The organism is Cellulomonas sp. FA1, assembly GCF_000986825.1.
Taxonomy (GTDB): domain Bacteria; phylum Actinomycetota; class Actinomycetes; order Actinomycetales; family Cellulomonadaceae; genus Cellulomonas; species Cellulomonas iranensis.
Genome location: NZ_LBMY01000001.1, coordinates 3,692,760 through 3,714,935 on the forward strand (window position 1 = coordinate 3,692,760; position 22,176 = coordinate 3,714,935).

21 protein-coding genes and 1 riboswitch are annotated in these 22,176 nt (G+C 75.8%); of the genes, 12 read left to right on the forward strand and 9 right to left on the reverse strand.

The annotated features are described in order from the left end of the window. Positions 1–84 precede the first annotated feature (84 nt). Positions 85–1,569, reverse strand: coding sequence for a sugar transferase (locus GY42_RS16695; protein ID WP_052748470.1), 1,485 nt, complete (start codon positions 1,567–1,569; stop codon positions 85–87). Between the two features lie 401 nt (positions 1,570–1,970). Between GY42_RS16695 and GY42_RS16700 the strand changes: the two genes are divergently transcribed. Further along, the gene (locus GY42_RS16700; protein ID WP_046530171.1) at positions 1,971–3,452 is read left to right on the forward strand and encodes an NCS2 family permease; all 1,482 of its coding nucleotides are present in this window, start codon (positions 1,971–1,973) and stop codon (positions 3,450–3,452) included. Between the two features lie 87 nt (positions 3,453–3,539). Here GY42_RS16700 and GY42_RS16705 read toward each other — a convergent pair whose 3' ends face one another. After that, entirely contained in the window at positions 3,540–3,962 is a 423-nt protein-coding gene (locus GY42_RS16705; protein ID WP_046530172.1) for a VanZ family protein, read from the reverse strand. Between the two features lie 64 nt (positions 3,963–4,026). Here GY42_RS16705 and GY42_RS16710 point away from each other — a divergent pair, with 64 nt between their 5' ends. After that, positions 4,027–5,349, forward strand: coding sequence for a UDP-glucose dehydrogenase family protein (locus tag GY42_RS16710; protein ID WP_046530173.1), 1,323 nt, complete (start codon positions 4,027–4,029; stop codon positions 5,347–5,349). 36 nt (positions 5,350–5,385) lie between these two features. Here GY42_RS16710 and GY42_RS16715 read toward each other — a convergent pair whose 3' ends face one another. Both GY42_RS16715 and GY42_RS16720 read right to left on the reverse strand, forming a co-directional pair. Next, positions 5,386–5,931, reverse strand: a complete 546-nt coding sequence (locus GY42_RS16715) for a CAP domain-containing protein (protein WP_046530174.1) — start codon at positions 5,929–5,931, stop codon at positions 5,386–5,388. Continuing rightward, positions 5,918–7,219, reverse strand: a complete 1,302-nt coding sequence (locus tag GY42_RS16720; protein ID WP_046530175.1) for a hypothetical protein — start codon at positions 7,217–7,219, stop codon at positions 5,918–5,920. Before GY42_RS16720 ends, GY42_RS16715 begins: the two co-directional genes overlap by 14 nt. Positions 7,220–7,321: 102 nt before the next feature. Here GY42_RS16720 and GY42_RS16725 point away from each other — a divergent pair, with 102 nt between their 5' ends. From GY42_RS16725 to GY42_RS16740, 4 genes are all read left to right on the forward strand, one after another. Next, entirely contained in the window at positions 7,322–7,807 is a 486-nt protein-coding gene (locus GY42_RS16725; protein ID WP_370297501.1) for a MarR family winged helix-turn-helix transcriptional regulator, read from the forward strand. Then, positions 7,804–9,126, forward strand: coding sequence for an MFS transporter (locus GY42_RS16730; RefSeq protein ID WP_046530176.1), 1,323 nt, complete (start codon positions 7,804–7,806; stop codon positions 9,124–9,126). The genes GY42_RS16725 and GY42_RS16730 overlap by 4 nt, the downstream gene beginning before the upstream one ends. A gap of 106 nt (positions 9,127–9,232) precedes the next feature. Then, complete coding sequence (locus tag GY42_RS16735) at positions 9,233–11,041, forward strand: DUF4012 domain-containing protein (protein ID WP_052748471.1); 1,809 nt, start codon at positions 9,233–9,235, stop codon at positions 11,039–11,041. 136 nt (positions 11,042–11,177) lie between these two features. Then, positions 11,178–11,873: an LPXTG cell wall anchor domain-containing protein gene (locus GY42_RS16740; protein WP_046530177.1), complete on the forward strand. Its 696-nt coding sequence runs from the start codon at positions 11,178–11,180 to the stop codon at positions 11,871–11,873. Positions 11,874–11,949: 76 nt separating this feature from the next. Here GY42_RS16740 and serC read toward each other — a convergent pair whose 3' ends face one another. Further along, positions 11,950–13,092 carry a phosphoserine transaminase gene (gene serC / locus GY42_RS16745; protein ID WP_233421210.1) on the reverse strand — a complete coding sequence of 381 codons (1,143 nt, stop codon included), beginning with the start codon at positions 13,090–13,092 and terminating at the stop codon, positions 11,950–11,952. Positions 13,093–13,217: 125 nt separating this feature from the next. Between serC and GY42_RS16750 the strand changes: the two genes are divergently transcribed. The 4 genes from GY42_RS16750 to GY42_RS16765 all read left to right on the forward strand — a co-directional run bounded on the left by GY42_RS16750 (position 13,218) and on the right by GY42_RS16765 (position 16,942). Then, positions 13,218–13,907 (forward strand): metal-dependent transcriptional regulator, encoded by a 690-nt coding sequence (locus GY42_RS16750; RefSeq protein WP_046530178.1) that lies wholly within the window; start codon positions 13,218–13,220, stop codon positions 13,905–13,907. Between the two features lie 283 nt (positions 13,908–14,190). Next, positions 14,191–14,413: riboswitch (cyclic di-AMP (ydaO/yuaA leader) on the forward strand. Positions 14,414–14,416: 3 nt separating this feature from the next. Beyond that, on the forward strand, positions 14,417–15,196 hold the full coding sequence (locus GY42_RS16755) for a C40 family peptidase (RefSeq protein WP_046530179.1): 780 nt from the start codon (positions 14,417–14,419) through the stop codon (positions 15,194–15,196). Positions 15,197–15,354: 158 nt separating this feature from the next. Beyond that, the gene (locus tag GY42_RS16760) at positions 15,355–15,900 is read left to right on the forward strand and encodes an HNH endonuclease (RefSeq protein ID WP_082131623.1); all 546 of its coding nucleotides are present in this window, start codon (positions 15,355–15,357) and stop codon (positions 15,898–15,900) included. A gap of 109 nt (positions 15,901–16,009) precedes the next feature. Further along, entirely contained in the window at positions 16,010–16,942 is a 933-nt protein-coding gene (locus GY42_RS16765; protein WP_046530180.1) for a universal stress protein, read from the forward strand. A gap of 19 nt (positions 16,943–16,961) precedes the next feature. On the opposite strand, the gene GY42_RS16770 is transcribed toward GY42_RS16765, so the two are convergent. After that, complete coding sequence (locus GY42_RS16770) at positions 16,962–17,459, reverse strand: Lrp/AsnC family transcriptional regulator (protein WP_236686828.1); 498 nt, start codon at positions 17,457–17,459, stop codon at positions 16,962–16,964. Between the two features lie 161 nt (positions 17,460–17,620). Here GY42_RS16770 and GY42_RS19960 point away from each other — a divergent pair, with 161 nt between their 5' ends. Together GY42_RS19960 and GY42_RS19965 are read left to right on the forward strand one after the other, a co-directional pair. Further along, positions 17,621–18,823: a CAP domain-containing protein gene (locus GY42_RS19960; protein ID WP_052748472.1), complete on the forward strand. Its 1,203-nt coding sequence runs from the start codon at positions 17,621–17,623 to the stop codon at positions 18,821–18,823. Positions 18,824–18,915: 92 nt separating this feature from the next. Continuing rightward, the gene (locus GY42_RS19965; RefSeq protein WP_046530182.1) at positions 18,916–19,368 is read left to right on the forward strand and encodes a GNAT family N-acetyltransferase; all 453 of its coding nucleotides are present in this window, start codon (positions 18,916–18,918) and stop codon (positions 19,366–19,368) included. 55 nt (positions 19,369–19,423) lie between these two features. Here GY42_RS19965 and rocD read toward each other — a convergent pair whose 3' ends face one another. From rocD to GY42_RS19225, 3 genes are all read right to left on the reverse strand, one after another. Then, on the reverse strand, positions 19,424–20,650 hold the full coding sequence (gene rocD / locus GY42_RS16785) for an ornithine--oxo-acid transaminase (RefSeq protein WP_046530183.1): 1,227 nt from the start codon (positions 20,648–20,650) through the stop codon (positions 19,424–19,426). Beyond that, positions 20,647–21,474 carry a dimethylargininase gene (ddaH, locus tag GY42_RS16790; protein ID WP_046530184.1) on the reverse strand — a complete coding sequence of 276 codons (828 nt, stop codon included), beginning with the start codon at positions 21,472–21,474 and terminating at the stop codon, positions 20,647–20,649. The genes rocD and ddaH overlap by 4 nt, the downstream gene beginning before the upstream one ends. A gap of 201 nt (positions 21,475–21,675) precedes the next feature. Next, a complete protein-coding gene (locus GY42_RS19225) occupies positions 21,676–22,167 on the reverse strand; it encodes an SRPBCC family protein (protein ID WP_052748473.1) in 492 nt (163 codons plus the stop codon). Between the last annotated feature and the right edge of the window lie 9 nt (positions 22,168–22,176).

Sequence of the window (22,176 nt, forward strand, 5' to 3'; positions counted from 1 at the left end):
ACCAGGTCCAATCCCGTGAGGGGGGCATGGTGGGGCGACGTCCCTTCGAGCGGGGTCGCGGTGTGCGCGCGGACACGGACCGTCTCACCTGGCTCCCTCGGCAGCGACCATCGCGCGTGCGGTCTTCGCGAGGATCACGAGGTCGCCGGCGATGGTCCAGTTCTCGACGTACGCGACGTCCAGCCGCATGGCAGCGCGGGGGTCGAGGTTCGACCGTCCCGAGACCTGCCACAGACCGGTGAGCCCGGGCTTCACGAGCAGCCGGCGGTGCGCGGCGCGGTCGTAGGTCGCCACCTCGGCGGCGATCTGCGGCCGCGGCCCCACGAGGCTCATCTCGCCCCGCAGCACGTTGAACAGCTGCGGGAGTTCGTCGAGCGAGTACCGCCGCAGGACCCGGCCGAGCGGGGTGACGCGCGGGTCGTTCTTGGGCTTGTAGAAGGCGCCGACGTCGGCCACGCCCTCGGCGGCGAGCACCTCGGCGAGGCGGTCGTGCGCGCCGACGTGCATCGAGCGGAACTTCAGCATGCGGAACGTGCCGCCGTCCTTGCCGATCCGCTCCTGCGCGTAGAGCACCGGACCGGGGCTGGTGAGCCGCACGAGCACGGCGAGCACCAGCAGGACCGGGGCGAGCAGCAGGGTCACGGCGGCGGCGCCGCACCAGTCGAACAGCGACTTGAGCACGTACTTGGAGCCGCGGAACTGCGGTGCGTCGACGTACATGAGCGGCATGCCGTTGACGGGCTGCATGAGGACGCGTGGCCCGGCGACGTCGGTCAGGGCCATGGTCAGCGCGAGGTCCACGCCGGTGCCCTCGAGGTCCCACCCGAGCTGGCGCACGGCCTCGCGGTCCATCGCGTCGGAGCCGGCCACGGCGACGGCGGCCACGCCGTGCCGCACCGCGAGCGACGCGGCCTGCGTGTGGGTGCCCAGCACGGGCACGCCGTCGATCGAGCGCACCTCCGGGTGGGCGCCGTCGGGCAGGCAGACGCCGACGACGCGGTAGCCCGCGCCGGGGTGCCGGTGGAAGTCCCCGACGAGGTTGGCGGCCTTGTGCCAGGGCCCGATGACGAGGACCGGGACCTGGGCGTCGCCCGCGGCGCGGCGGCGCCGCAGGTCGCGGCGCCAGAACGCACGTCCGGCGAGCAGCAGCGCGAGGCCGAGCGGTGCCGCGACGCCGAGGTAGCCCCGGCCGATCTCCATGCGCAGGAGGTAGGCGACGATCGCGACCCCCGCGAACAGGTGCCACGTGACCTCGAAGACCCGGGCGAACTCGGCGGACCCGCCGCCCAGGAGCCGCCGGTCACGCGTGCGGCCCACGGCGAGCGCGGCGAACCACGTCGCGAAGAGCGAGATCGACACCGCGAGGTAGCTGGGTGAGAACTCGCCCGAGACGTAGGCGTGCCCGTCGATCGGGAACCGCACGAGGTAGGCGACGCCGACGGCCAGCGCGAGCGCGAGCGCGTCCGTCACGGCGAGGCGCTGCGCGAGCGTGACGGGCCAGGTCAGCGGTGCCGTGCGGGCCCGTCGACGTGCCTGGAACAGTGGCTGGGCATGCGTGGTGGACGTCATTCTGCTTTACCCCCCAGTTCAAGCAGATGCTGGATGCGGACGCTATCACCGGAACCGGGCAAAGAGCGATGGGTCGGATGATTGCCCCATGAGTCAGTGGTGACGATCTCGAGCGTCGCCGCAGGTCACAGACTTGCGTGAGCGCGGTGTTCCCCTGGGCGCAACATTCATTTCACACGCGGGAGTGGCCGGCAGCGTCGCAGACGGCATTTTCTGGACGAGCGTCCTGCAATTCTGGACGCACGTCCTGCAAGAATGTGGACGTGCGTCCTGCTGCGTTTCTGGACGCACGTCCTGCGGGCGACGGGCGGCGGGCGCGCGTCCGGCTCGCGGGCGCGCGCGGAGGTCAGTGCCTGGACGTCCCATGTGTGGAGGACCTGTGCTCTGCCACACTGCGCGCCATGGCCACTACTCCCCCCGAGGAGAAGGTCGGCGACGCCCCCGCTGCCCCGCGCGGCGCGATCGACCGCTTCTTCCAGATCACCGAGCGCGGCTCGACCATCGGCAACGAGATCCGCGGCGGTCTCGTCACCTTCTTCACGATGAGCTACATCATCGTGCTCAACCCGCTCATCATCGGGACCCTGCCGGACAGCACCGGTCAGTTCCTCGGTGGCGGGGACTCCCCGAACCTCGCGATGATCGCGGCCGCCACGGCGCTGATCGCCGGCGTCCTGTCCATCACGATGGGCCTGGTCGCCAACTTCCCGATCGCGCTCGCGGCCGGCCTGGGCCTGAACGCGGTCGTCGCGTACACGATCGCGCAGCTGCCGGGCATGACCTGGGCGGACGCGATGGGCGTCGTCGTCCTCGAGGGCCTGGTCATCCTCGCCCTCGTGCTCACGGGCTTCCGCACCGCCGTCTTCCGCGCCGTGCCGCGCAGCCTCAAGGGCGCGATCGGCGTCGGCATCGGCCTGTTCATCGCCCTCATCGGCTTCGTCAACGCGGGCTTCGTGCACCAGGGGCAGGGCACGCCCCTCGAGCTCGGCACGGGCGGCTCGCTGTCCGGCTGGCCGGTCCTGGTCTTCGTGGTCGGGCTGGTCGCCGCCGTCGTCCTCCTGGTCAAGAAGGTGCGCGGCGGCCTGCTGTACGCGGTCGTCGGGACCACGGTGCTCGCGCTGGCGGTCGAGGCGTGGGCGAAGGTCGGTGCGGCCGGTGCCGACAACCCCACCGGGTGGCACCAGAACGTGCCCTCGCTGCCGGACTCCGCGTTCGCGGTGCCGGACCTGTCGCTGCTGGGCCAGTTCTCGCTGCTGGGCGCCGTCGGCAAGATCGGCGTCCTCGCGGTCGTCGTCCTGGTCTTCTCGATCCTGCTGGCCGACTTCTTCGACACGATGGGCACGATGGTCGCCGTCGGCCAGGAGGCGAAGCTGCTCGACGCCGAGGGCACCCCGCCGCGGTCGAAGCAGATCCTCGTGGTCGACTCGCTCGCCGCCGTCGCCGGCGGCATGGGCTCGGTGTCGTCGAACACCGCCTACGTCGAGTCCACGTCGGGCGTCGCCGAGGGCGCCCGCACGGGTCTGGCGTCGGTGGTGACGGGTGTCGCGTTCCTGCTCGCGACGTTCCTGTCGCCGCTCGTCGCGATGGTCCCGTCGGAGGCGGCCGCGCCGGTCCTCGTGGTCGTCGGGTTCCTCATGGTGTCGCAGGTCGCCGACCTCGACTGGAAGTCGCCCGAGGTCGCGATCCCCGCGTTCCTCACGCTCGCCCTCATGCCCTTCACCTACTCGATCTCGGTGGGCATCGGCGCGGGCTTCATCGCGTACGTGGTGGTCAAGGTCGCGCTCGGCCGGGCCCGCACGGTCCACCCGCTCATGTGGGGCGCGGCGGCGGCGTTCGTCGTCTACTTCGCGCTCGGGCCGATCCAGCAGGCGCTCGGCCTCTGACGGGTCCCACCTCCGCACGGCCCGACGGGCCGGGGCGCCGCGCACCGCGCGGGGTCCCGGCCCGTCGTCGTCCGTGCGGGCGGGCCGTCACGCGCCCCGGCGCGACCGCGTCCGGGCGGCGAGCGCGAGCGCCGCGACGCCGACGGCCGCCCCGAGGGTGTTCATCACGACGTCCTGCACGGTCGACACGCGCGTCGGCAGCGCGAGCTGCACCGTCTCGATCAGTGCCGACGTCACGGCGCCCAGCAGCACCACGGCCCACGGCCGCGCCAGCAGGAGCCCGACGAGCACGCCGAACGGCACGAACATCACGACGTTCGCCGCCGCCTCGACGCCGAGGTAGGTGACGGGCAGGCCGTGCGCGGCGAGCCAGGCGACGGCCGCCCGCACCGCGCCGAGCGTCTCGTCGTCCGCAGGCGCGGGGGAGAGCGTCACCGCGGCTACGGCCGCGAGGTAGGCGACGAGCGCGACCACGACGACGCGTCGCGCGCGAAGTGTGACGGGCGTCACTGGCGGTCTGACCGGTTCATCCCGGTACCCTCGCACACGAGGACACTCGACATCGGGGGGCGATGTGCGTATCTCAGTCATCGGTTGCGGTTACCTCGGGGCGGTCCATGCGGCGAGCATGGCGTCCCTCGGCCACGACGTCGTCGGGGTCGACGTCGATCCCGGGAAGGTCGCCCGCCTCGCGGCCGGCACGGCCCCGTTCTACGAGCCCGGGCTGCCCGAGCTCCTCGCGGAGGTCGGCGACACCGGGCGCCTGACCTTCAGCACCGACATGGCCGACGCCGCGGGTGCCCGCGTGCACTTCCTGTGCGTCGGGACGCCCCAGCAGCACGGCGAGTTCCGCGCCGACCTGTCCTACGTCGAGTCGGCGTTCGAGGCGCTCGTGCCGCACCTCGCGCCCGGCGACGTCGTCGCGGGCAAGTCGACCGTGCCGGTCGGCACCGCCGAGGACCTCGCCCGCCGCCTCGTCGGCACGGGCGTGACGCTCGTCTGGAACCCCGAGTTCCTGCGCGAGGGCTTCGCGGTCCAGGACACGCTGCACCCCGACCGGCTGGTCTACGGCCTGCCGTCGGAGGAGGGCGTGCCGACGCCCGAGGGCGACGCGGCGCGCGCCCTGCTCGACGAGGTCTACGCGACGCCGCTGGCCGAGGGCACACCCCTCGTCGTCACCGACTACGCGACGGCCCAGCTCGTCAAGGTCGCCGCCAACTCGTTCCTCGCGACGAAGATCTCGTTCATCAACGCGATGGCCGAGCTGTGCGAGGCGACGGGCGCCGACGTGACACGTCTGGCCGACGCGATCGGCTACGACGCGCGCATCGGCCGGCGCTTCCTCAACGCCGGGCTCGGCTTCGGCGGCGGCTGCCTGCCCAAGGACATCCGCGCGTTCATGGCCCGCGCCGGTGAGCTCGGCGTCGACCAGGCGCTGTCGTTCCTGCGCGAGGTCGACGCGATCAACATGCGCCGCCGCGTGCGCGTCGTCGACCTCGTGCGGGAGGTCAGCGCCGGGTCGATCGTGGGGCGCCGGATCGCGGTGCTCGGCGCCGCGTTCAAGCCCGACAGCGACGACGTCCGCGACTCGCCGGCGCTGTCCGTCGCCGCGCAGATGCAGCTGCAGGGTGCGCAGGTCACCGTGACGGACCCGCAGGCCGTCGAGAACGCGCGCGCGAAGTGGCCCGACATCAAGTTCGCGTCCTCCGCGCAGGAGGCCGTGCAGCAGGCGGACGTGGTGGTGCTCGCCACCGAGTGGGCGGAGTACCGCGCGCTCGACCCCGCGGAGCTCGGCGGCCTCGTCGCGCGGCGCGCGATCGTCGACGGCCGCAACGTGCTGGACCCCGCGGCCTGGCGTGCCGCCGGGTGGACGTACCGGGCGCTCGGGCGCCCCTGACGACCGGTCGTCGGCCCCCGACCTCGACGGGCGGGGTCAGGGGCCGACGAGCACGAGCGAGCAGAGCACCTGGCCCGCGTCGGGCACGCACGCGGCGGCGGCCTGCGTGAGCGCCGGGTCCTCGACGTTGGCGCGGTGCCCGGCCGAGCCCAGCCAGGCGTCGACGACGTCGGCCGGGGGAGCGGCCGCGCGCGAGAGGTTCTCGGCCGCGGTGCCCAGGGGCGCGCACGCCGTGAGCACGGGCCCGAGCGGCGCGTGCTCGAGATCGGCCCCGACGAGGGCGGCGGCGCGCTCGCCGGCCGGGCCCTGCGCGCACGGTGCGGCCTGCCACGCGGGCAGGCCCGCGGCGGTGCGCGCCGCGTCCGCGGCCGCGAGCAGCTGCGCCGCGTAGGCGTCGAGGTCCGTGCTGGGCCACGGCGACGACGCGGTGCGCGGCGACGAGGAGGGGCGCGGCGCCGCGTCACGGAACGCGGCCGCGGCGACCGCCCCGCCGCCCAGCAGCGCCGCGCCGACGAGCAGCCCCGTCGCCACCAGGCCCGGGCGCGACCGGCGCGGCGCGCGCGCGGCGTCAGGACGAGGCACGGGCCCAGTGCATCGCGACGTCGTAGCGGTCCCAGCGCGCGGCACCCGACGCCGGTGCCTGGGTCGCGTTGACCAGGACGGCGGTCTCGCGCAGCGTCAGGCCCAGCAGGCGGGCCCGCGCCAGCACCTCGCCGCCCGGGTCGGCCCACCGCGGCGCCCGCGCGGGCGCGGGGCTGCGGTGCCGGTCGACCGCGCCGCGGGCGGCGGTCAGCGCGACGACGTCGGTGCGTGCGGCGTGCTCGAGCACCGCGGCGTGCACCGCGTGGTCCTCGGCGCCGAGCCGGGCGCCGCGCTCGAGGTGCGTGTCGAGCAGCAGCGCGTCGACGGGCAGCTCGTCGAGCGCGACCAGCGGCTCGCGGCCGGCCCCGTACCCGGTGAGCACCACGCGGTGCCCGCGCGCCCGCAGCGTGCGCAGGGCCTCGACGACCTCGGGGAGGTCGGCGAGCCAGGCGGCGACGCCCACCCACACGTCCGGCGGGCAGCGGTCGAGGAGCGCCTGGACGAGCGTGCCGCGCGCCGGGCCGGTGCCGGACAGCACGGCGGTCGCGTCCCACACGACGGGTCCGTCGTCGACGTCGGGCACGACGACCCGGGCGACGGCCCCGCTCGTCGCGACGGCGGCGTCGGCGAACCGGGGGGACCGGGTCACGGCGAGGAGCCCCTCGGCGCGTTCGGCGTGGGGCCCGTCGGCGCCGTAGGCGTGCAGCCGCACCTGCGTGCCGAAGCGCGCGCCGGTCGTGGCGTCCCACAGCGGGCGACGGGTCGCGCGCAGGTCGGCCCAGGGGTCCTGCGCGGGCAGCGAGCCGCGCGGTGCGACCATCCGCTCGACGGCGCGTGCGACGACGTCGGACGAGTCGCGCGCGGGCCCCTGCGCCGTCGTGACGAGCGGGGCGGGGCCGGCGGCCCGGTCCAGCTGGGCGTGCAGCTCGGGCAGGCGCGCGCGCAGCGTGCGGGCGTCCTCGGGGGTCGACACGACGAGGGCGGCCGCGGCGGCCTCGCCGATCGCGACGACCGACCCCGCGCGGTCGGCCCACCGTTCGAGGTCGCGGCACAGGACCCGCTCGGCGGCGTCGAGGCCGCGCGCGCGGCCGGGCAGCGCGCGCGTGGTGGGCGTGTCGAAGCCGAGGGCCACGACGGTGAGCACGGCGGACTCGCTGCGGATGCGGTCGCACTCGGAGCCGAGCGAGACGGGCGTGGCGCGGTGCGTCACGGGGTCGGTCGACGACGCCAGCAGGCGCTCGACCGCCAGGGCGTCGCTCGCGACGTCCCAGTCCGAGCCCTTCGTCACGATTCCCTCCCCATCGTCCGACTGTTCCGCACCGACGGGTGCGGGCGCAAGGCGGGTCCACGGCAGGTCGTGACTGCAGGTAATGATGTAAAGTAATGACCTGTGACCATCGCACCGGATCCCCCGCAGTCCGCCGGGCTCGCCGCTCCCGACGCCCACGCGGCCGTGCACCCGGACCTCGCGCTCGCCACCGAGCTGCGCGTCACGCTCGGCCGCACCACCCGTCGGCTCAAGGGCGAACGCGGCGACGCGGGCCTGTCCGACCCCCAGTTCAACGTCCTCGCGATCCTCCTGCGCGAGGGCCCCATGACCCCCGGGCGCCTCGCCGAGCACGAGCGCATCGCCGCGCCCGCCATGACCCGCACCGTCAACTGCCTCGTCGAGCGCGGGCTCGTGCGCAAGGACGAGCACCCCACCGACGGCCGCCAGGTCGTCGTGTCCCTCACGCCGCAGGGCGAGGGCGAGGTCACCGAGACCCGCCGCCGCCGCGACGCCTGGCTGTCCGCCCGCCTCGCCGGGCTCACGGCGGCCGAGCGCGCGACCCTCGTCGCGGCGTCCGACCTGCTCCGGAGGATCGCCGCGTCGTGAGCTCCACGTTCTCGTCCCTGTCGTACCGCAACTACCGCTTCTGGTTCGCCGGCGCCCTCGTGGCGAACGTCGGCACCTGGATGCAGCGCGTCGCGCAGGACTGGCTCGTCCTCACCGAGCTCTCGGACGAGTCGGGCGTCGCCGTCGGCATCACGACCGCGCTGCAGTTCGCGCCGACGCTCGTGCTGTCCGCGTGGGCGGGCCTGCTCGCCGACCGGTTCGACCGGCGCAAGCTGCTCGTGCTCACGCAGGTCGCGCAGGGCGCGCTCGCGGCGGGCCTCGGTGCCCTGGTGCTGTCCGGGCACGCGCAGCTGTGGCACGTGTACGCGTTCGCGGGCCTGCTCGGGGTCGTGACGGCGATCGACGCGCCCGTGCGGCAGACCTTCGTCGCCGAGCTCGTGCCGCAGTCGCGGCTCTCGAATGCCGTCGGCCTCAACAGCGCGTCCTTCAACGCGGCACGGCTCATCGGACCGGGGCTCGCGGGCCTGCTCATCGCGGCCGTCGGCAGCGGCTGGGTGTTCGTCATCAACGCGGCGACGTTCGCCGCGACCATCGGCTCGCTCGCGCTCATGCGCCGGTCCGAGCTCTACCCGATGCCGCACGCGCCGCGGGCCAAGGGGCAGATCCGCGAGGGCATCGCCTACGTGCGCAACCGGTCCGACATCCTCGTCATCATGGTCGTCGTCGGCGTGGTCTCGACCTTCGGGCTGAACTTCCAGCTCACGAGCGCGCTCATGGCGCGCACCGAGTTCGGGCGGGGCGCGCAGGAGTACGGCGTGCTCGGCTCGGTGCTCGCGATCGGCTCGCTCACCGGTGCGTTGCTCGCGGCCCGGCGCGACCGCCCGCGCGTGCGCCTCGTGATCGGCGCGGCGTTCGGGTTCGGGGTCGCGACGGGCGTGCTCGCGCTGATGCCGACGTACACGTCGTTCGCGGTCGCCTGCATCCCCGTCGGCCTCGCGTCGCTCACGATGATGACGGCGGCGAACTCGAGCATCCAGATGTCGACCGACCCGGCGATGCGCGGTCGGGTGATGTCGCTCTACATGATCGTGTTCCTCGGGGCGACGCCCGTCGGGTCGCCGGTCGTCGGGTGGATCGGCGAGACGTTCGGGGCTCGCTGGTCGATCGGCATCGGCTCGATCACGGCGCTCCTGGTGTCGGTCGGTGCGGCGTGGTGGGCGCGCAGGCGCTGGGACGTGCGCGTGCGCTACCGCGTGGGCGCCCGGCCGCACCTGCAGGTGCTGCACCCGGCGGACCGGGCGCGGGCGTCGCAGCGCGTGGCCGCGCAGGACGCCGCGGACGCGCAGCACGCCGCCTGACGCCACGGCGTCGCACGCGGGGCGCCGTGGTCCGACCGGGCGAACTGCGGGGTGAAAGCCGCTACGCCCGACATGTCCGGAAAGCGTGCTGTGTCACGATCCACGCATGGACGTGACGCCGACGGTGACGGGCCGGCCCGCCGAGGCCGCCCCTCCGCTCCGGCCGCCGCAGGCGGGCGGGACCCCGCGCCCGCACCGGGCGCGGACCGTGCGGCGTGCGCTCGCCGGGCTGCTCCTGCTGGTGGTGCTCGCCGGTGCGTGGGTCGGCTTCCGCGCGTGGCAGGCGGCGACGGCGCTGCAGGACGCGCGGCGGCAGCTCGCGGGCGTCGACCTCGACGCCGCGGCGCTCACGTCCGCCGCGGACCTCACGGGCCTGCACGCCGCGACGTCCCGGGCCGCGGCCGCCGCCGAGGACCCCGTGTGGCGGCTCGCCGAGCACGTCCCGTGGCTCGGGGACCAGCTCGCGGCCGTGCGCGTCGTCGCGACCTCGCTCGACGACGTCGTCGCCGGCGCGCTGCCCGCGGCCGACGACCTCGCCGTCCTGCTCGACGGCGGCGCCCGCGGGGCCGACGGCCGGTTCGACCTGGCGGCGCTCGGCGCGGTGGCGACGCGCGTGGCGGACGCGGCGGGCGCGGTCTCCGCGGCGCGCGAGCGGCTCGACCGCGTGGAGCCCGACGCCCTCGTCGGGCCCCTCGCGGACCCGGTGCGGCAGGCGCAGGACGCCGTGGACCGCCTGGACCGCGCGGTCGGCCCCGCGGCGCGCGTGGCGGGCGTGCTGCCCGCGATGCTCGGGGCCGACGGGCCGCGCACGTACCTGGTGCTCGCGCTCAACCCCGCCGAGCTGCGCGCGGCGGGCGGCATCGTGGGTGCGGTCGTCGAGGTGCGCGTGGACGACGGCGCCGTCGACGTCGTGGCGATCCGCACCACGGCCGACCTGCGCGGCGTGCGCGACCCCGTGCTGCCGCTGAGCGACGAGGAGCTCGCGCTGTGGGGCGACGGGCTGGGCCGGTGGGTGCAGAACGCGTCCTCGACCCCCGACTTCCCGCGCACCGCGGCCCTCGTGGCGGCCCACTGGGCGACCGTGTCGGGCGACCCGGTGGACGGGGTGCTGGGCACCGACCCGGTCGCCGTCGCGGCGCTGGTCGACGCCACGGGTCCGGTGCCCGACCCCGACGGCGGGACGCTCGCCGGCGACGGCCTCGTGCGGGCCCTGCTGCGCGACGCGTACGTGCGGCACCCCCGGGCACAGGCCTCCGACGCGTACTTCGCGCACGTCGCGTCGAACGTCGTGGCCGCGGTCGGCGCCGGGCAGGGCGACCCGCAGCGCCTGCTCGCCGCCGGGCGGCGCGCGGTCGACGAGCGGCGGCTGCGCGTGTGGTCGGCGCGGCCCGACGAGCAGCGGGTCCTGGCCGCGACGGTGGCCGGGGGAGCGTTCATGTCGGGTCCGTTCGCCGACGAGCCCGGCGTCTTCCTCGACGACGCGACCCAGGGCAAGCTCGGCGCCTACCTCGACACGGACGTGACGTTCCGTGACGCGCGCTGCGAGGGGTCAGCCCCCTCCGTGACGGCCGTCGTGCGCCTGCACCTCGAACCGCCGGGCGCCGTGGCGGGGGCGTTGCCGGTCGTCGTCGGCGCGCCCGGCGAGGGCGTCGCGCCCGGGACGCTGCTGACGTCGGTGTCGGTGTGGTCGGGGCGCGACGGGCAGCCGCCGGTGGTCCGCCGGGACGGCGCGCCGGCCACGGGCCGCGTGACGCGCGCCGACGGGCGCGTGGTCGTGCAGGTCGCGTCCCGGGTCGCGCCGGGGGCGACCCAGGAGCTCGAGGTCGACCTGCCGCTGCACGACGGCGCCGTGACGCTCTGGACCACGCCGACCGTGACCTCGCCCGGATCGGCCACCTTCCGGTGCGCGTCCTGACGGCTCGCCGCCGCCCGGACGGGTGAAACGCGCCCGAGATGTCCGAATCACCCGTCCAGGAGTAGGCCTGACGCCCACGACGCGCGAAGATGGTCCCGAATTGTCCGTTTCTTCTCATCCCTCTCGGGAGGCAGCCATGCGCACGTCCGTCCGGGTCTGCGCCGTCGCAGGCCTTCTCCTGCTCCTGACCGGGCTCGCCCCGACGGTCGCCACCGCCTCCCCGGGCGACGTCGCCGCGGCCGACGACTGCACGCGCGGCACCGACGACTACGGGGCCGAGCTGCCCTGCGAGGTCGACGTCGCGGCGCTGAGCGCGGTGTGCGACGCCGACGTCCCGCGCCTGCAGTACGCGCTGGACCCCGTGGGCACCGACCACCGCACCGTCACGATCACGTTCGTCAACCCGACCGGCGGGCCGGACGTCGTCTACGCCGACCAGCCGCTGTCCGGGTCGGTGCCGTGGCCCGGCGCCGTGACCGACGCGTCGGGGCGCGGGGTCGACTGGCCGGGCTGGCGTCTCGAGGGCGGCCGCTGGGTCGAGGGTGACGAGTACGACTGGGCGCGCGGCTCGGTCCAGGTCGACTTCCACGTCAACCCGACCGCGTCGGCCGTCACGACGTACCCGCAGTCCTCGGCGAGCTGCCTCACGTCGCCCGAGCGGTCCGACGTGCTCGTCGCCGGCGGCGACGTCGCGTCGGCGGCCGGGCCGCGCGTCCGTGCCGAGGTGCTGTCCGCCACGGGGGCGACCGCGGGACCGGTCGTCCTGGTCGGGGCCGGCCTGGTGCTGGCCGGCGCGGCCGGGGTGCTGGTCGCACGCCGTCGCCGCGCCTGACGCGCGGGTCGCGCCTGACGCGACGGAGCCCGGCACCGTGCGGTGCCGGGCTCCGTCGCGTCGTCCTGCCGGCGGGTCAGACGAGCTGCGCGACCACGTGGTCGACGCACGCCGTGAGCGCGCGCACGTCCTGCGGGTCGACCGCGGGGTACATGCCGACGCGCAGCTGGTTGCGGCCGAGCTTGCGGTACGGCTCGATGTCCACCACGCCGTGCCGGCGCAGCACGGCCGTCACGGTCGGTGCGTCGATCTCGGGCGCGAGATCCACGGTCCCCACGACCGGCGAGCGCAGCGCGGGGTCGGCGACGAACGGCGTCGCCCAGTCGCGGCTCTCGGCCCACGCGTACAGGTGCCCCGACGACTCGGCGGTGCGGGCCGCGGCCCACGCGAGCCCGCCGTGCGCGAGCATCCACTCGACCTGCTCGGCCAGCAGCACGAGCGTCGCGACCGCGGGCGTGTTGAGGGTCTGCTCGGCGCGCGAGTTGGTGACCGCGGTCGTGAAGGACAGGAACTCGGGCACCCAGCGGCCCGACGCCTCGACGCGCGCGGCCCGCTCGACGGCCGCGGGCGACGCGAGCGCGAGCCACAGCCCGCCGTCCGACGCGAACGACTTCTGCGGCGCGAAGTAGTAGACGTCGGTCTGCGCGACGTCGAGCGTGGTGCCGCCGGCCGACGACGTGCCGTCGACGACCACGAGCGCGCCGGACTCGCGCGACCCCGGCACGCGCCGCACGGGCGCGATCACGCCCGTCGACGTCTCGTTGTGCGGCCAGGCGTACGTGTCGGCGCCGTCGACGAACGCGGGGACCGCGACCTCGCCGGCCGGTGCCGACACGACGTGCGACGGCTCGAGGAACGGCGCGCGCGTGGTCGCGGCGGCGAACTTGGCGCCGAACTCGCCGAACTGCGCGTGCGCGGCGCGGCGCTCCACGAGGCACAGCGTGGCGACGTCCCAGAACGCGGTCGAGCCGCCGTTGCCCAGCACGACCTCGTAGCCGTCGGGCAGGTCGAACAGCGTCGCGAGGCCCGAGCGCACGCGCGCCACGACGTCCCGCACGGCGGCCTGCCGGTGCGACGTGCCCAGCACCGTGCGCCCGACCGCGGCCAGCGCCTCGACCTGCTCGGGGCGCACGAGCGAGGGGCCGGACCCGAACCGGCCGTCGCGCGGCAGCAGGTCGGCGGGGATCGTCACACGGGCGAGGGCGTCGGCGGCGGGCACGAGGCGAGGATAACGACGCCCGACGTGCGGCCCGCAGCCCGTTCACGTGGGCGGGTCCGACTACCCTGGGCACCTGAGGCGGTCCCGCAGCACGGGCCGTGGCACGCGACGTGGGAGGCCGAGCGGTGAGCGACCTGATCGACACGACCGAGATGTATCTCAAGACGATCTACGAGCTCACCGAGGAAGGCATCACCCCGCTGCGTGCGCGCATCGCCGAGCGGCTCGGGCACTCCGGCCCGACGGTCTCGCAGACCGTCGCCCGCATGGAGCGCGACGGCCTCGTGGTCGTCACGGGGGACCGGCACCTGGAGCTCACGCCCGACGGCCAGTCGAAGGCCGTGCGCGTCATGCGCAAGCACCGCCTCGCCGAGCGGCTCCTCACCGACGTCATCGGCCTGGACTGGCCCCACGTCCACGAGGAGGCGTGCCGCTGGGAGCACGTCATGAGCGAGCGCGTCGAGCAGCGGCTCGTGGCGCTGCTCGACCACCCGCACTTCGACCCGTACGGCAACCCGATCCCCGGGCTCGACGAGATCGGGGAGGCGCGCACCGAGGTGCGGTTCCTCGACGGCGTCGTGCCGCTCACCGGCGAGCGGGCCGCCGCCGGCGGCACCGCGGTCGTCGCGCGCATCGCCGAGCCGCTGCAGGTCGACGTCGAGCTGCTCGCGCGGCTCGCCGAGGCGGGCGTGCAGCCGGGTGCGCACATCACGGTCGAGCGCGTGGCGGGCGTCGTGACGGTCGGCGTCGCGGGCTCCGGCACGGTCCTGGACCTGCCCGAGGACGTCGCGCGCCACATCTTCGTCGGGGTCTGAGCCCGCGCGCGGGCCGTGCCCGTCGCGCAGGTCGTCGACCCGTCGGGACCCACGAGGGCGGCCCCGCACCGGACCGGTGCGGGGCCGCCCTCGTCGTGCCGTCGTGCCGCCGTCGACGTGCGCGCGTCAGGTGTCGACGACTCGAAGGTTGGCCTGGCGTGTCGCGCGGCGTGTCGGACGTCGGTCCATGACCTCCCCGAGATCTTCGTGACCAGAGCGTGACAATCGCGCCGGGGGTCATGTACGTTCGTCCTGCTTCTCGGAACCCTCCTCCGTGGAGCCCTCGAGCGGAACGCCGAACCCTGCCGCCGCTCGCAGGTCCGTACGACTCGCCGGCAGGGGCGGGGGAACCACTTTGCGGGTACCGGTGACGGTGCCCTTGGGGTGAAGCCGGGCGGACGGTACGGCAGCACGCACGAAGGTGCGGGTGGCCGTGGCGGACGACCGGCCGGGTGATCTCCCACCCGAACCCGACAGCTCACCTCGTAGGCGCCAGGAGAGGCACCACGTTGTCCGAAAGCACCACCCGGGCGCGACACCGCGCCGCGCGTCGTCCTTCGACGCCGCTCACCGAGCTGGCCTCCGCCGCGTCGGAGCAGATGGGGACCGTCGGTCGGCGCACCGCCGTCGTCGCGGCCTCGTCGGGCCTCATGGTCTCGATGGTCGCGGTCCCCGCGACCGCCGCGGACCACGTCGCCGCCCCCGCGCTCGCCGCCGTCGACACGGCCGCCCTCACGGCCTCCGCGCGTGCGGTCCTCAACACGTCCCCCGTGGTCGCGTCGCCCGCCGAGGCCGTGTTCACGGTCGACGCACCGGCCGTCACGGCCGAGAAGCCGGCCCCGCCGCCGCCGCCGGAGCCGGTCCGCACGCGGACGGCGTCCCGCACGGCCGAGCGTGCGGCCGCGACCCCCGCGGCGCAGACGCAGGCGACCAACAACCCGATCCCGCAGTCGGTCTCCGGCAACGCGGTGCTCGAGGTCGCGGCGCGCTACGTCGGCGTCCCGTACGTCTCGGGCGGCTCGACGCCCGACGGGTTCGACTGCTCGGGCTTCACGTCGTACGTGTACGCCCAGCTCGGCATCTCGCTGCCGCGGACCTCGTCCGCCCAGCGCAACGCCGGCCAGGTCGTCTCCCGCGCCGACGCCCAGCCGGGCGACCTGATCTGGAGCCCCGGCCACATCGGCATCTACGCCGGTGGCAACCAGATGATCGACGCCCCCCGACCGGGCAAGACGATCCAGTTCCGGTCGATCTGGCAGAGCAACCCCACGTTCATCCGGATCGGCTGAGCCGGTCCGATGCCGCGAGGCCCCGACGACGTCCACGTCGTCGGGGCCTCGTCGCGTTCTCCCGGGCCGCAAAGGACGTGCGCGTACGCTGGTCCGGCATTCACGCTGTTCCTCGCCCACGGCCGGCAGCCAGCCGGTCCGACCACCGGGAGTGCACCGTGCTGACGACCGCCGCCGACCAGGCCCCCCGCACCGACGCGCGCGCGGACGTGCCCGCGCGGACGCTGCTGCTCAACGCGAGCGGCGAACCGCTCTGCATCGTCACGCTGCACCGCGCGGTGGTGCTCGTCATGACCGGCAAGGCGACCGTCCTGGAGTCCGACGGCCACGTGCTGCACTCCGCGCGCGTCCAGATGCCCGCACCCGTCGTGCTGGTGCTCACGCGGTACGTGCGCGTGCCCACGCGGCGTCCCGTGCCGCCGACGCGGCGCACGGTCCTGCAGCGCGACGACCACCGCTGCGCGTACTGCGGGGGCGGCGCCGACACCGTGGACCACGTGCACCCGCGCTCGCGCGGCGGCCGGCACGAGTGGACCAACGTCGTCGCGGCGTGCCGGCGCTGCAACCACCGCAAGGCCGACCGCACGCTGCACGAGCTCGGCTGGGAGCTGCCCTTCCTGCCGCGCGCCCCGCGCTGGTCCGTCACGGTCGGCGGCGCCGCCGGGCGGCCCGAGCCGGCGTGGTCGCCGTACCTCGTCGCCTGACGCGCGACCCGCGCGGACCCGGTGCCGTCGGGCGCCGCGCCCTGTGCCACGATGGCAGGGCCGGACCATCGGGCGCACCGGGGCGCCGCACGCGACGCAGGAGGGCGACATGACGCGCGAGCACGAGATCCTCGTGGGGGTCGACGGGTCCACGGCGAGCCTGCACGCGCTCGACTGGGCCGCCGCCGAGGCGCGGACCCGCGGACTGGGGCTGCGCGTGCTCGTCGCCTACTCGTTGCCGTCGTTCACCGCCGCGTCCCTCGACGGGGGCTACGCCGCGCTCGACGACGACACCATCCGCGCGGGTGCGCAGGCCGTGCTCGACGAGGCGCTGGGCCACCTCGGCTCGCCGGGGGTCCCCGTGCAGGGGCGTGTCGTCACGGGCGACGCGGCGGCGGCGCTGGTCGAGGAGTCGCGACGCGTCGAGCTCGCGGTCGTCGGCACACGGGGCCGCGGCGGCTTCGCCGACCGGCTGCTGGGCACCGTGTCGTCGGCGCTGCCGGCGCACGGCTGGTGCCCGACGGTCGTCGTCCCGCTGCGGGGCGACGACGGGCACCCGCTGCCCGACGGGGAGGTCCCGCCGCTGCGTCCCGTGCGCCGCATCGTCGTGGGCGTCGACGGGTCGGCGCCCGCCGAGGCGGCGCTGCGCGCGGCGATCCGCGAGGCCGCCGCGTGGGGTGCCGAGCTGTTCGCGGTGTCGGGCGTGCCGATCGCGTCGATGGCGGGTGCCCTCGCGTGGCTCCCGTCGGCGGTCGACCACGAGCAGGTCCTGAGCGACGCGCAGGAGGGCCTCGACGTGGTCGTCGACCGCGCGCTGGCCGGGCACCCGGGCGTCGTGGTGCAGCGGCGCGTGCTGGACGGCACGGGTGCCGAGCTCCTCACGGAGTTCTCCGAGGCCACCGACCTCATCGTCGTGGGGTCGCGCGGGCGCGGCGGGTTCGCCGGGCTGCTGCTGGGCTCGACGAGCCAGGCCGTGCTGCACCACGCGCGGTGCCCGGTGATGGTCGTGACGACGCGCTGCGAGGACCCGGCCGCGGGCTGAGGTCGAGCGCGGTCCGGGGTCAGGCGTCCCGGGGCGCGTCCGGCGCGGCGACCGCGGTCGCGGGCACGGCGTCGGGTCGGCGCACGAGTGCCGACAGGACGACCGTCGAGCGGGTGCGCGCCACGAACGGCTCGGCGGCGAGCCGCTCGACGACCTCCTCGAGGTGCCGCATGTCCCGTGCGCGGACCTGCACCACGAGGTCGACGTCGCCCGTCACGGTCGACGCGGTGACGACCTCGGGGTACCGCTCGACGGCCGTGCGCATGGTCGCGGGGCTCGTGGAGCCCTGGCAGAAGATCTCGACGAACGCCTCGGTGTGCCAGCCCAGCGCGGCGGGGTCGAGCTGCACGGTCCAGCCGCGGATCACGCCGCGCTCGCGCAGCCGGTCGACGCGTCGTTTGACGGCGGGTGCCGAGAGCGAGACCTCCGCCCCGACCTGGGCGAACGTCGAGCGGGCGTCGCGTGCGAGCGCGCGCAGGATGGCGCGGTCGAGGGAGTCGAGCCGGTCGGGGTCCACGCAACCATCGTGGTCCATCGAGACGACCGTGCCCCGATCGCCGCAAATGCACGGATGTGCAGGACATCTGGCCATATGTGCCACCGATTGCGACACTCAGCCTCACGTCGGAGGCTGCACGTGCCGATGCGTCCAGCAGGCGCGACGACGTGGGGGAGACCATGAGCGAACGGCAGGGCACCGGGGCAGGCCGCGACGGCCGACCCGCGGGGGGTGCCGCGGCGCCCGTCGAGGCACCTGCACGCGCGGTCCCGCTGATCCCCACCCAGGCGGGGCACGCGCTGTCGGGCCCCGTCCCGGTCGTCCCCGCGTCCGGTGTGCCGCAGCAGCGCACGCCGGCAACCGCCGCCCCCGGGGAGCCCCCGGCCGCGGACGCGGACGCCGCGTCGCCCGTGTACCCGTCGCACCGGCGCCAGGTCGTCGCGCTGCTCACCGCCGCGGCCGTCCTGGTGTCGGCGGGCGGCGTGTGGGCCGTGCAGCAGGAGCGTGCGGCGCGCGCGGACGCGGTCCGTGCCGCGCAGGCCCGCGTCGACACCGTGCGCGCGGGCGTGGGCGACGAGCTCGCGGCCGCCCGCGTCGACGGCGTCGTGGCGGGTGCCGCGGTCGCGACCGTGCAGCGCGCGGCGGCCGGCGACCAGGCGCGTGCGGCGGTCGAGCACGCGTCGGCGACGCTCGCGTCGGCGCCGCAGGCGGGGGACGGGCCGCGCGACGCGCTCCAGCAGGCGATCGACGCGACGTCCGGCGCGGTGGGCGCGCCCGCCGTCTCGCTCACGACGCTCCGGACCGTGACGGCCGGTCTCGCGGCGCCCGAGAAGGGCGTCGTCGACGCGCAGGCCGCGTGGCAGGCCGCCGAGGACGCACGCGTCGCGGCCGAGGCGGCGGCGCGTGCCGCCGCCGCGCAGGCGGCCGCCGCGCGCGCTCCGAAGGCCGCGACCACGCGTCGCGCGCCCGCTCCCGCGCGCAGCGGCGGTGCCGCCGCGGCCGCGCCCGCCGCGCCCGCCGCCGCGGGACTGCCCGTGGCCGGTTCCGAGGGCTCCGCGGGGGCCGTGGGTGCGGCGCTCAACGCGCACCGCGTCGCCAACGGGCTCGGCGAGCTGAGCATCGTGCGGTCGGGGGCGCGCGTCGAGCACGCGATGCAGATGGCGGCGTCCGACAGCATCTGGCACTCGGGCACGCGCGCGGGGTCGGCGAAGGCCCGGCCCGAGATCGTCGGGCGCGTGAGCCCCGGCGACGCGACGCGCATGATCCGGGCGTACGCCAACTCGAGCGGTCACAACGCGCAGATGCTCGGCGCGTACTCGACCGCGTACGTGGGGGTCGTCATGCACGACGGGTGGATGTACACGTCGATCACGTTCGGCTGACGGGGCCGCGCGGCGCGTCGTGCGGCGGGAGTCGGCCGGGGCGGGTGGCAGGATGGCGCCCGCCCACCCGCCGCCCACGCGAGGAGCACGCCGTGCCCGCACCGACCGTCCGCCCGTGCGCCGGGCCCGCCGAGCACGCGGCCCTGGCGGGCGTCTGGCGGCGCGCGGTCGACACGACGCACGACTTCGTGGCACCCGCGGACCTCGACGCGATCGAGGCGCAGCTCGTGCCCGCGTACCTGCCGGCCGTCCGGCTGACGGTCGCCGAGGTCGACGGCGTCCCCGTGGGGTTCGCCGGCACCAGCGGCGACGAGCTCGCGATGCTGTTCGTGGACCCTTCCTGGCAGGGCTGGGGCGTCGGCGGCGCGCTGCTCGCGCACGTCGTGCACGAGCAGGGAGTGACGCGCGTCGACGTCAACGAGCAGAACGCGGCCGCCGCCGCGTTCTACGCGCGGCGCGGGTTCGCGGTGGTGGGGCGCAGCGCGACCGACGAGGCCGGGCGGCCGTACCCGTTGCTGCACCTGCGGCTGACCGCCGCGGGCTGAGCCGGACGCGCGGCGGCCCGGCGCCCGGGTGCGCGCGGTGCGCACCCGGGCGGGCTCAGCGCGCCGTGAGCGCGTCCGTGAGGCGGTCGAGCGCGGTGTCGAGGTCCGCGACGTCGACCGTGAGCGGCGGCGCGAGGCGGATCGTCGCGCCGTGCGTGTCCTTCGCGAGCACGCCGCGCGCGAGCAGCCGCTCGCACAGCTCGCGACCGCTCGCCGGGCCCCCGGGGGCGGACGGTGCGACGTCGACACCGGCCCACAGGCCGATCGTCCGCACGTCGGACAGCAGGCCGCGGTCGACCAGCGGGTCGAGGCGGTCGCCCACGTGCTCGCCGAGCGTGCGGGCGCGGGCCTGCAGCGTGCCGGGCGTCAGCAGGTCGACCACGGCGAGCGCGACCGCGCACGCGAGCGGGTTGCCGCCGAACGTCGAGCCGTGCGTGCCGGCGGTCAGGACCTCGAGCACGTCGGCGCGGCCGACCACCGCCGACACGGGCACGATCCCGCCGCCGAGCGCCTTGCCGAGCGTCACGAGGTCGGGCCGCACGTCGAACCGCTCGCACGCGAGCGTCGAGCCCGAGCGCCCGAGGCCCGACTGGATCTCGTCCGCGACGAGCAGCACGCCCGCGTCGTCGCACGCGCGCCGCACGGCCGCGAGGTAGTCCAGCGGCGGCACGACCACGCCCTGCTCGCCCTGCACGGGTTCGAGCAGCACGGCGACGGTCGTCTCGTCGATCGCGCGCGCCAGGGCCGCCGCGTCGCCGTACGGCACGGTGACGAAGCCCGGCGTGAACGGACCGAACCCGCGGCGCGCGTCGGGGTCGGACGAGAACGACACGATCGTGGTCGTGCGGCCGTGGAAGTTGCCGTCGGCGACGACGATGGTCGCGCGGTCGGCGGGCACGCCCCGCACCTCGTAGCCCCACTTGCGGGACGCCTTGATCGCGGTCTCGACGGCCTCGGCGCCCGTGTTCATGGGCAGCACGAGGTGCGACGTACCGGCCAGCAGCGGCCCGACGAGCCCGGCCAGCGCCTGCGCGAACGGCTCGAGCAGGTCGTGGCCGAACGCGCGGGAGGTCAGCGTGAGCCGGTCGAGCTGCGCGTGCGCGGCGGCCACGAGCGCCGGGTGCCGGTGGCCGAAGTTGAGCGCCGAGTACCCCGCGAGCATGTCGAGGTAGCGGCGACCGTCGGTGTCGGTGACCCACGCGCCCTCACCCGTCGCGAGCGTGACGGGCAGCGGGTGGTAGTTGGGTGCGAGGGCCGACCCGACGACGGGCGTGGTGGTCACCGGCGGATCTCCAGCGTGCAGCACTTCGCGCCGCCGCCGCCCTTGAGCAGCTCGGAGGTGTCGACCGGGATCGGGGTGTAGCCGCGGTCGCGCAGCTCGCCCGCGAGGTGCGTCGCGCGGGGTGCCACGACGACGTGCAGACCGTCGGAGACCGCGTTGAGGCCGAGCGCCGCGGCGTCGTCGTCGGTCGCGACCACGGCGTCGGGGAAGAGGCGCTCGAGGACCGCGCGCGACCCGGCCGAGAACGCGGGCGGGTAGTACGCGACCTGCGGGGACGCGGGGTCGGACGACAGCACGGCGAGCGCGGTGTCGAGGTGGTAGTACCGGTCGTCGACGAGCTCGAGCGAGATCACGGGGCGGCCGACGAGCTCCTGCAGCTCGGCGTGCGACGCCCGGTCGGACCGGAACCCGGTGCCGGCCAGGATCAGGTCGCCGACGACCAGCAGGTCGCCCTCGCCCTCGTTGACTTGCTCGGCGGTGTGCGTGACGAAGCCGCGGTCCGCGAACCACTTCTGGTACGCGGGGCCCTCGGCGGCGCGCTCGGGGTAGCGGAAGCGTGCCGAGTACACGACGCCGTCGACGACGGTCGCGCCGTTGGCCGCGTAGACCATGTCGGGCAGGCCGGGGATCGGGTCGATCGTCTCGACCGTGTGGCCGAGCTCGAGGTACGTGTCGCGCAGCGTGCGCCACTGGCGCACCGCCAGGTCGGTGTCCGTCACGCGCTGCGGGTCCATCCACGGGTTGATCCGGTAGGACACCGTGTAGTGGGTCGGCTCGCACATGAGGTAGTGGCGGGGCGTGGCACCGGGTGCGTGCGCGGTCATCGGGCTCCTCGAGGGGGACGGGGCCGCCGCGGGGGTGGGGGCGGCCGACCCTTCGAGGGTACGAGCGTCGCGGCGTCCTCCTGGACAGGTGACGTTGCGCGTGCGGGCGCGATCCGTTGCGCTGTGGGTGCACGCAGGGTCGATCCGTTGCGTCGAAACGCCTGCGAAACACCGATCCCGCGCGTCGGCGTGTCGCGAGGCTCAGCCCGCGCGCAGGTCGCGCGCCGCGCGGTGCAGCACCACCCGCAGCATGAGCCCCAGCACGGGCGCCGTCAGGCGCGCCGTGAGCGCCGCGGGCAGCGGCCCCGCGAGCGGCACGCGCTCGGACCACGTCACGCGGCACGCGCCCGGGCCCGTCGGCAGCACGACGATCGTCGCCTCGCCCAGCAGCACCGGGCCCTGCTTGGTGAACACCGCGACACCCGCCGCGCCGCCCGTGTCGGCGCCCGGGGCGTCGTACCGCGTGACGACCATGCGGTCGACGAACCCCGGCAGCCCGCGGCGCGCACCCGGCCCCGACACCGCCTCCACGCGGGTGCCCAGGCGCGGCGGCCCGTCGGTGCGCACACGCGTCAGCGGGACCCACGCCGCGTGCCGGCGCGCGTCGGTCAGCGCCGCCCACGCGGCGGCCGCGGGCACGGGCAGCGCGCGCGTGACCGCGACGGCACCGGGGGCAGCAGGGGGCGTCGGCATGCGTCGATC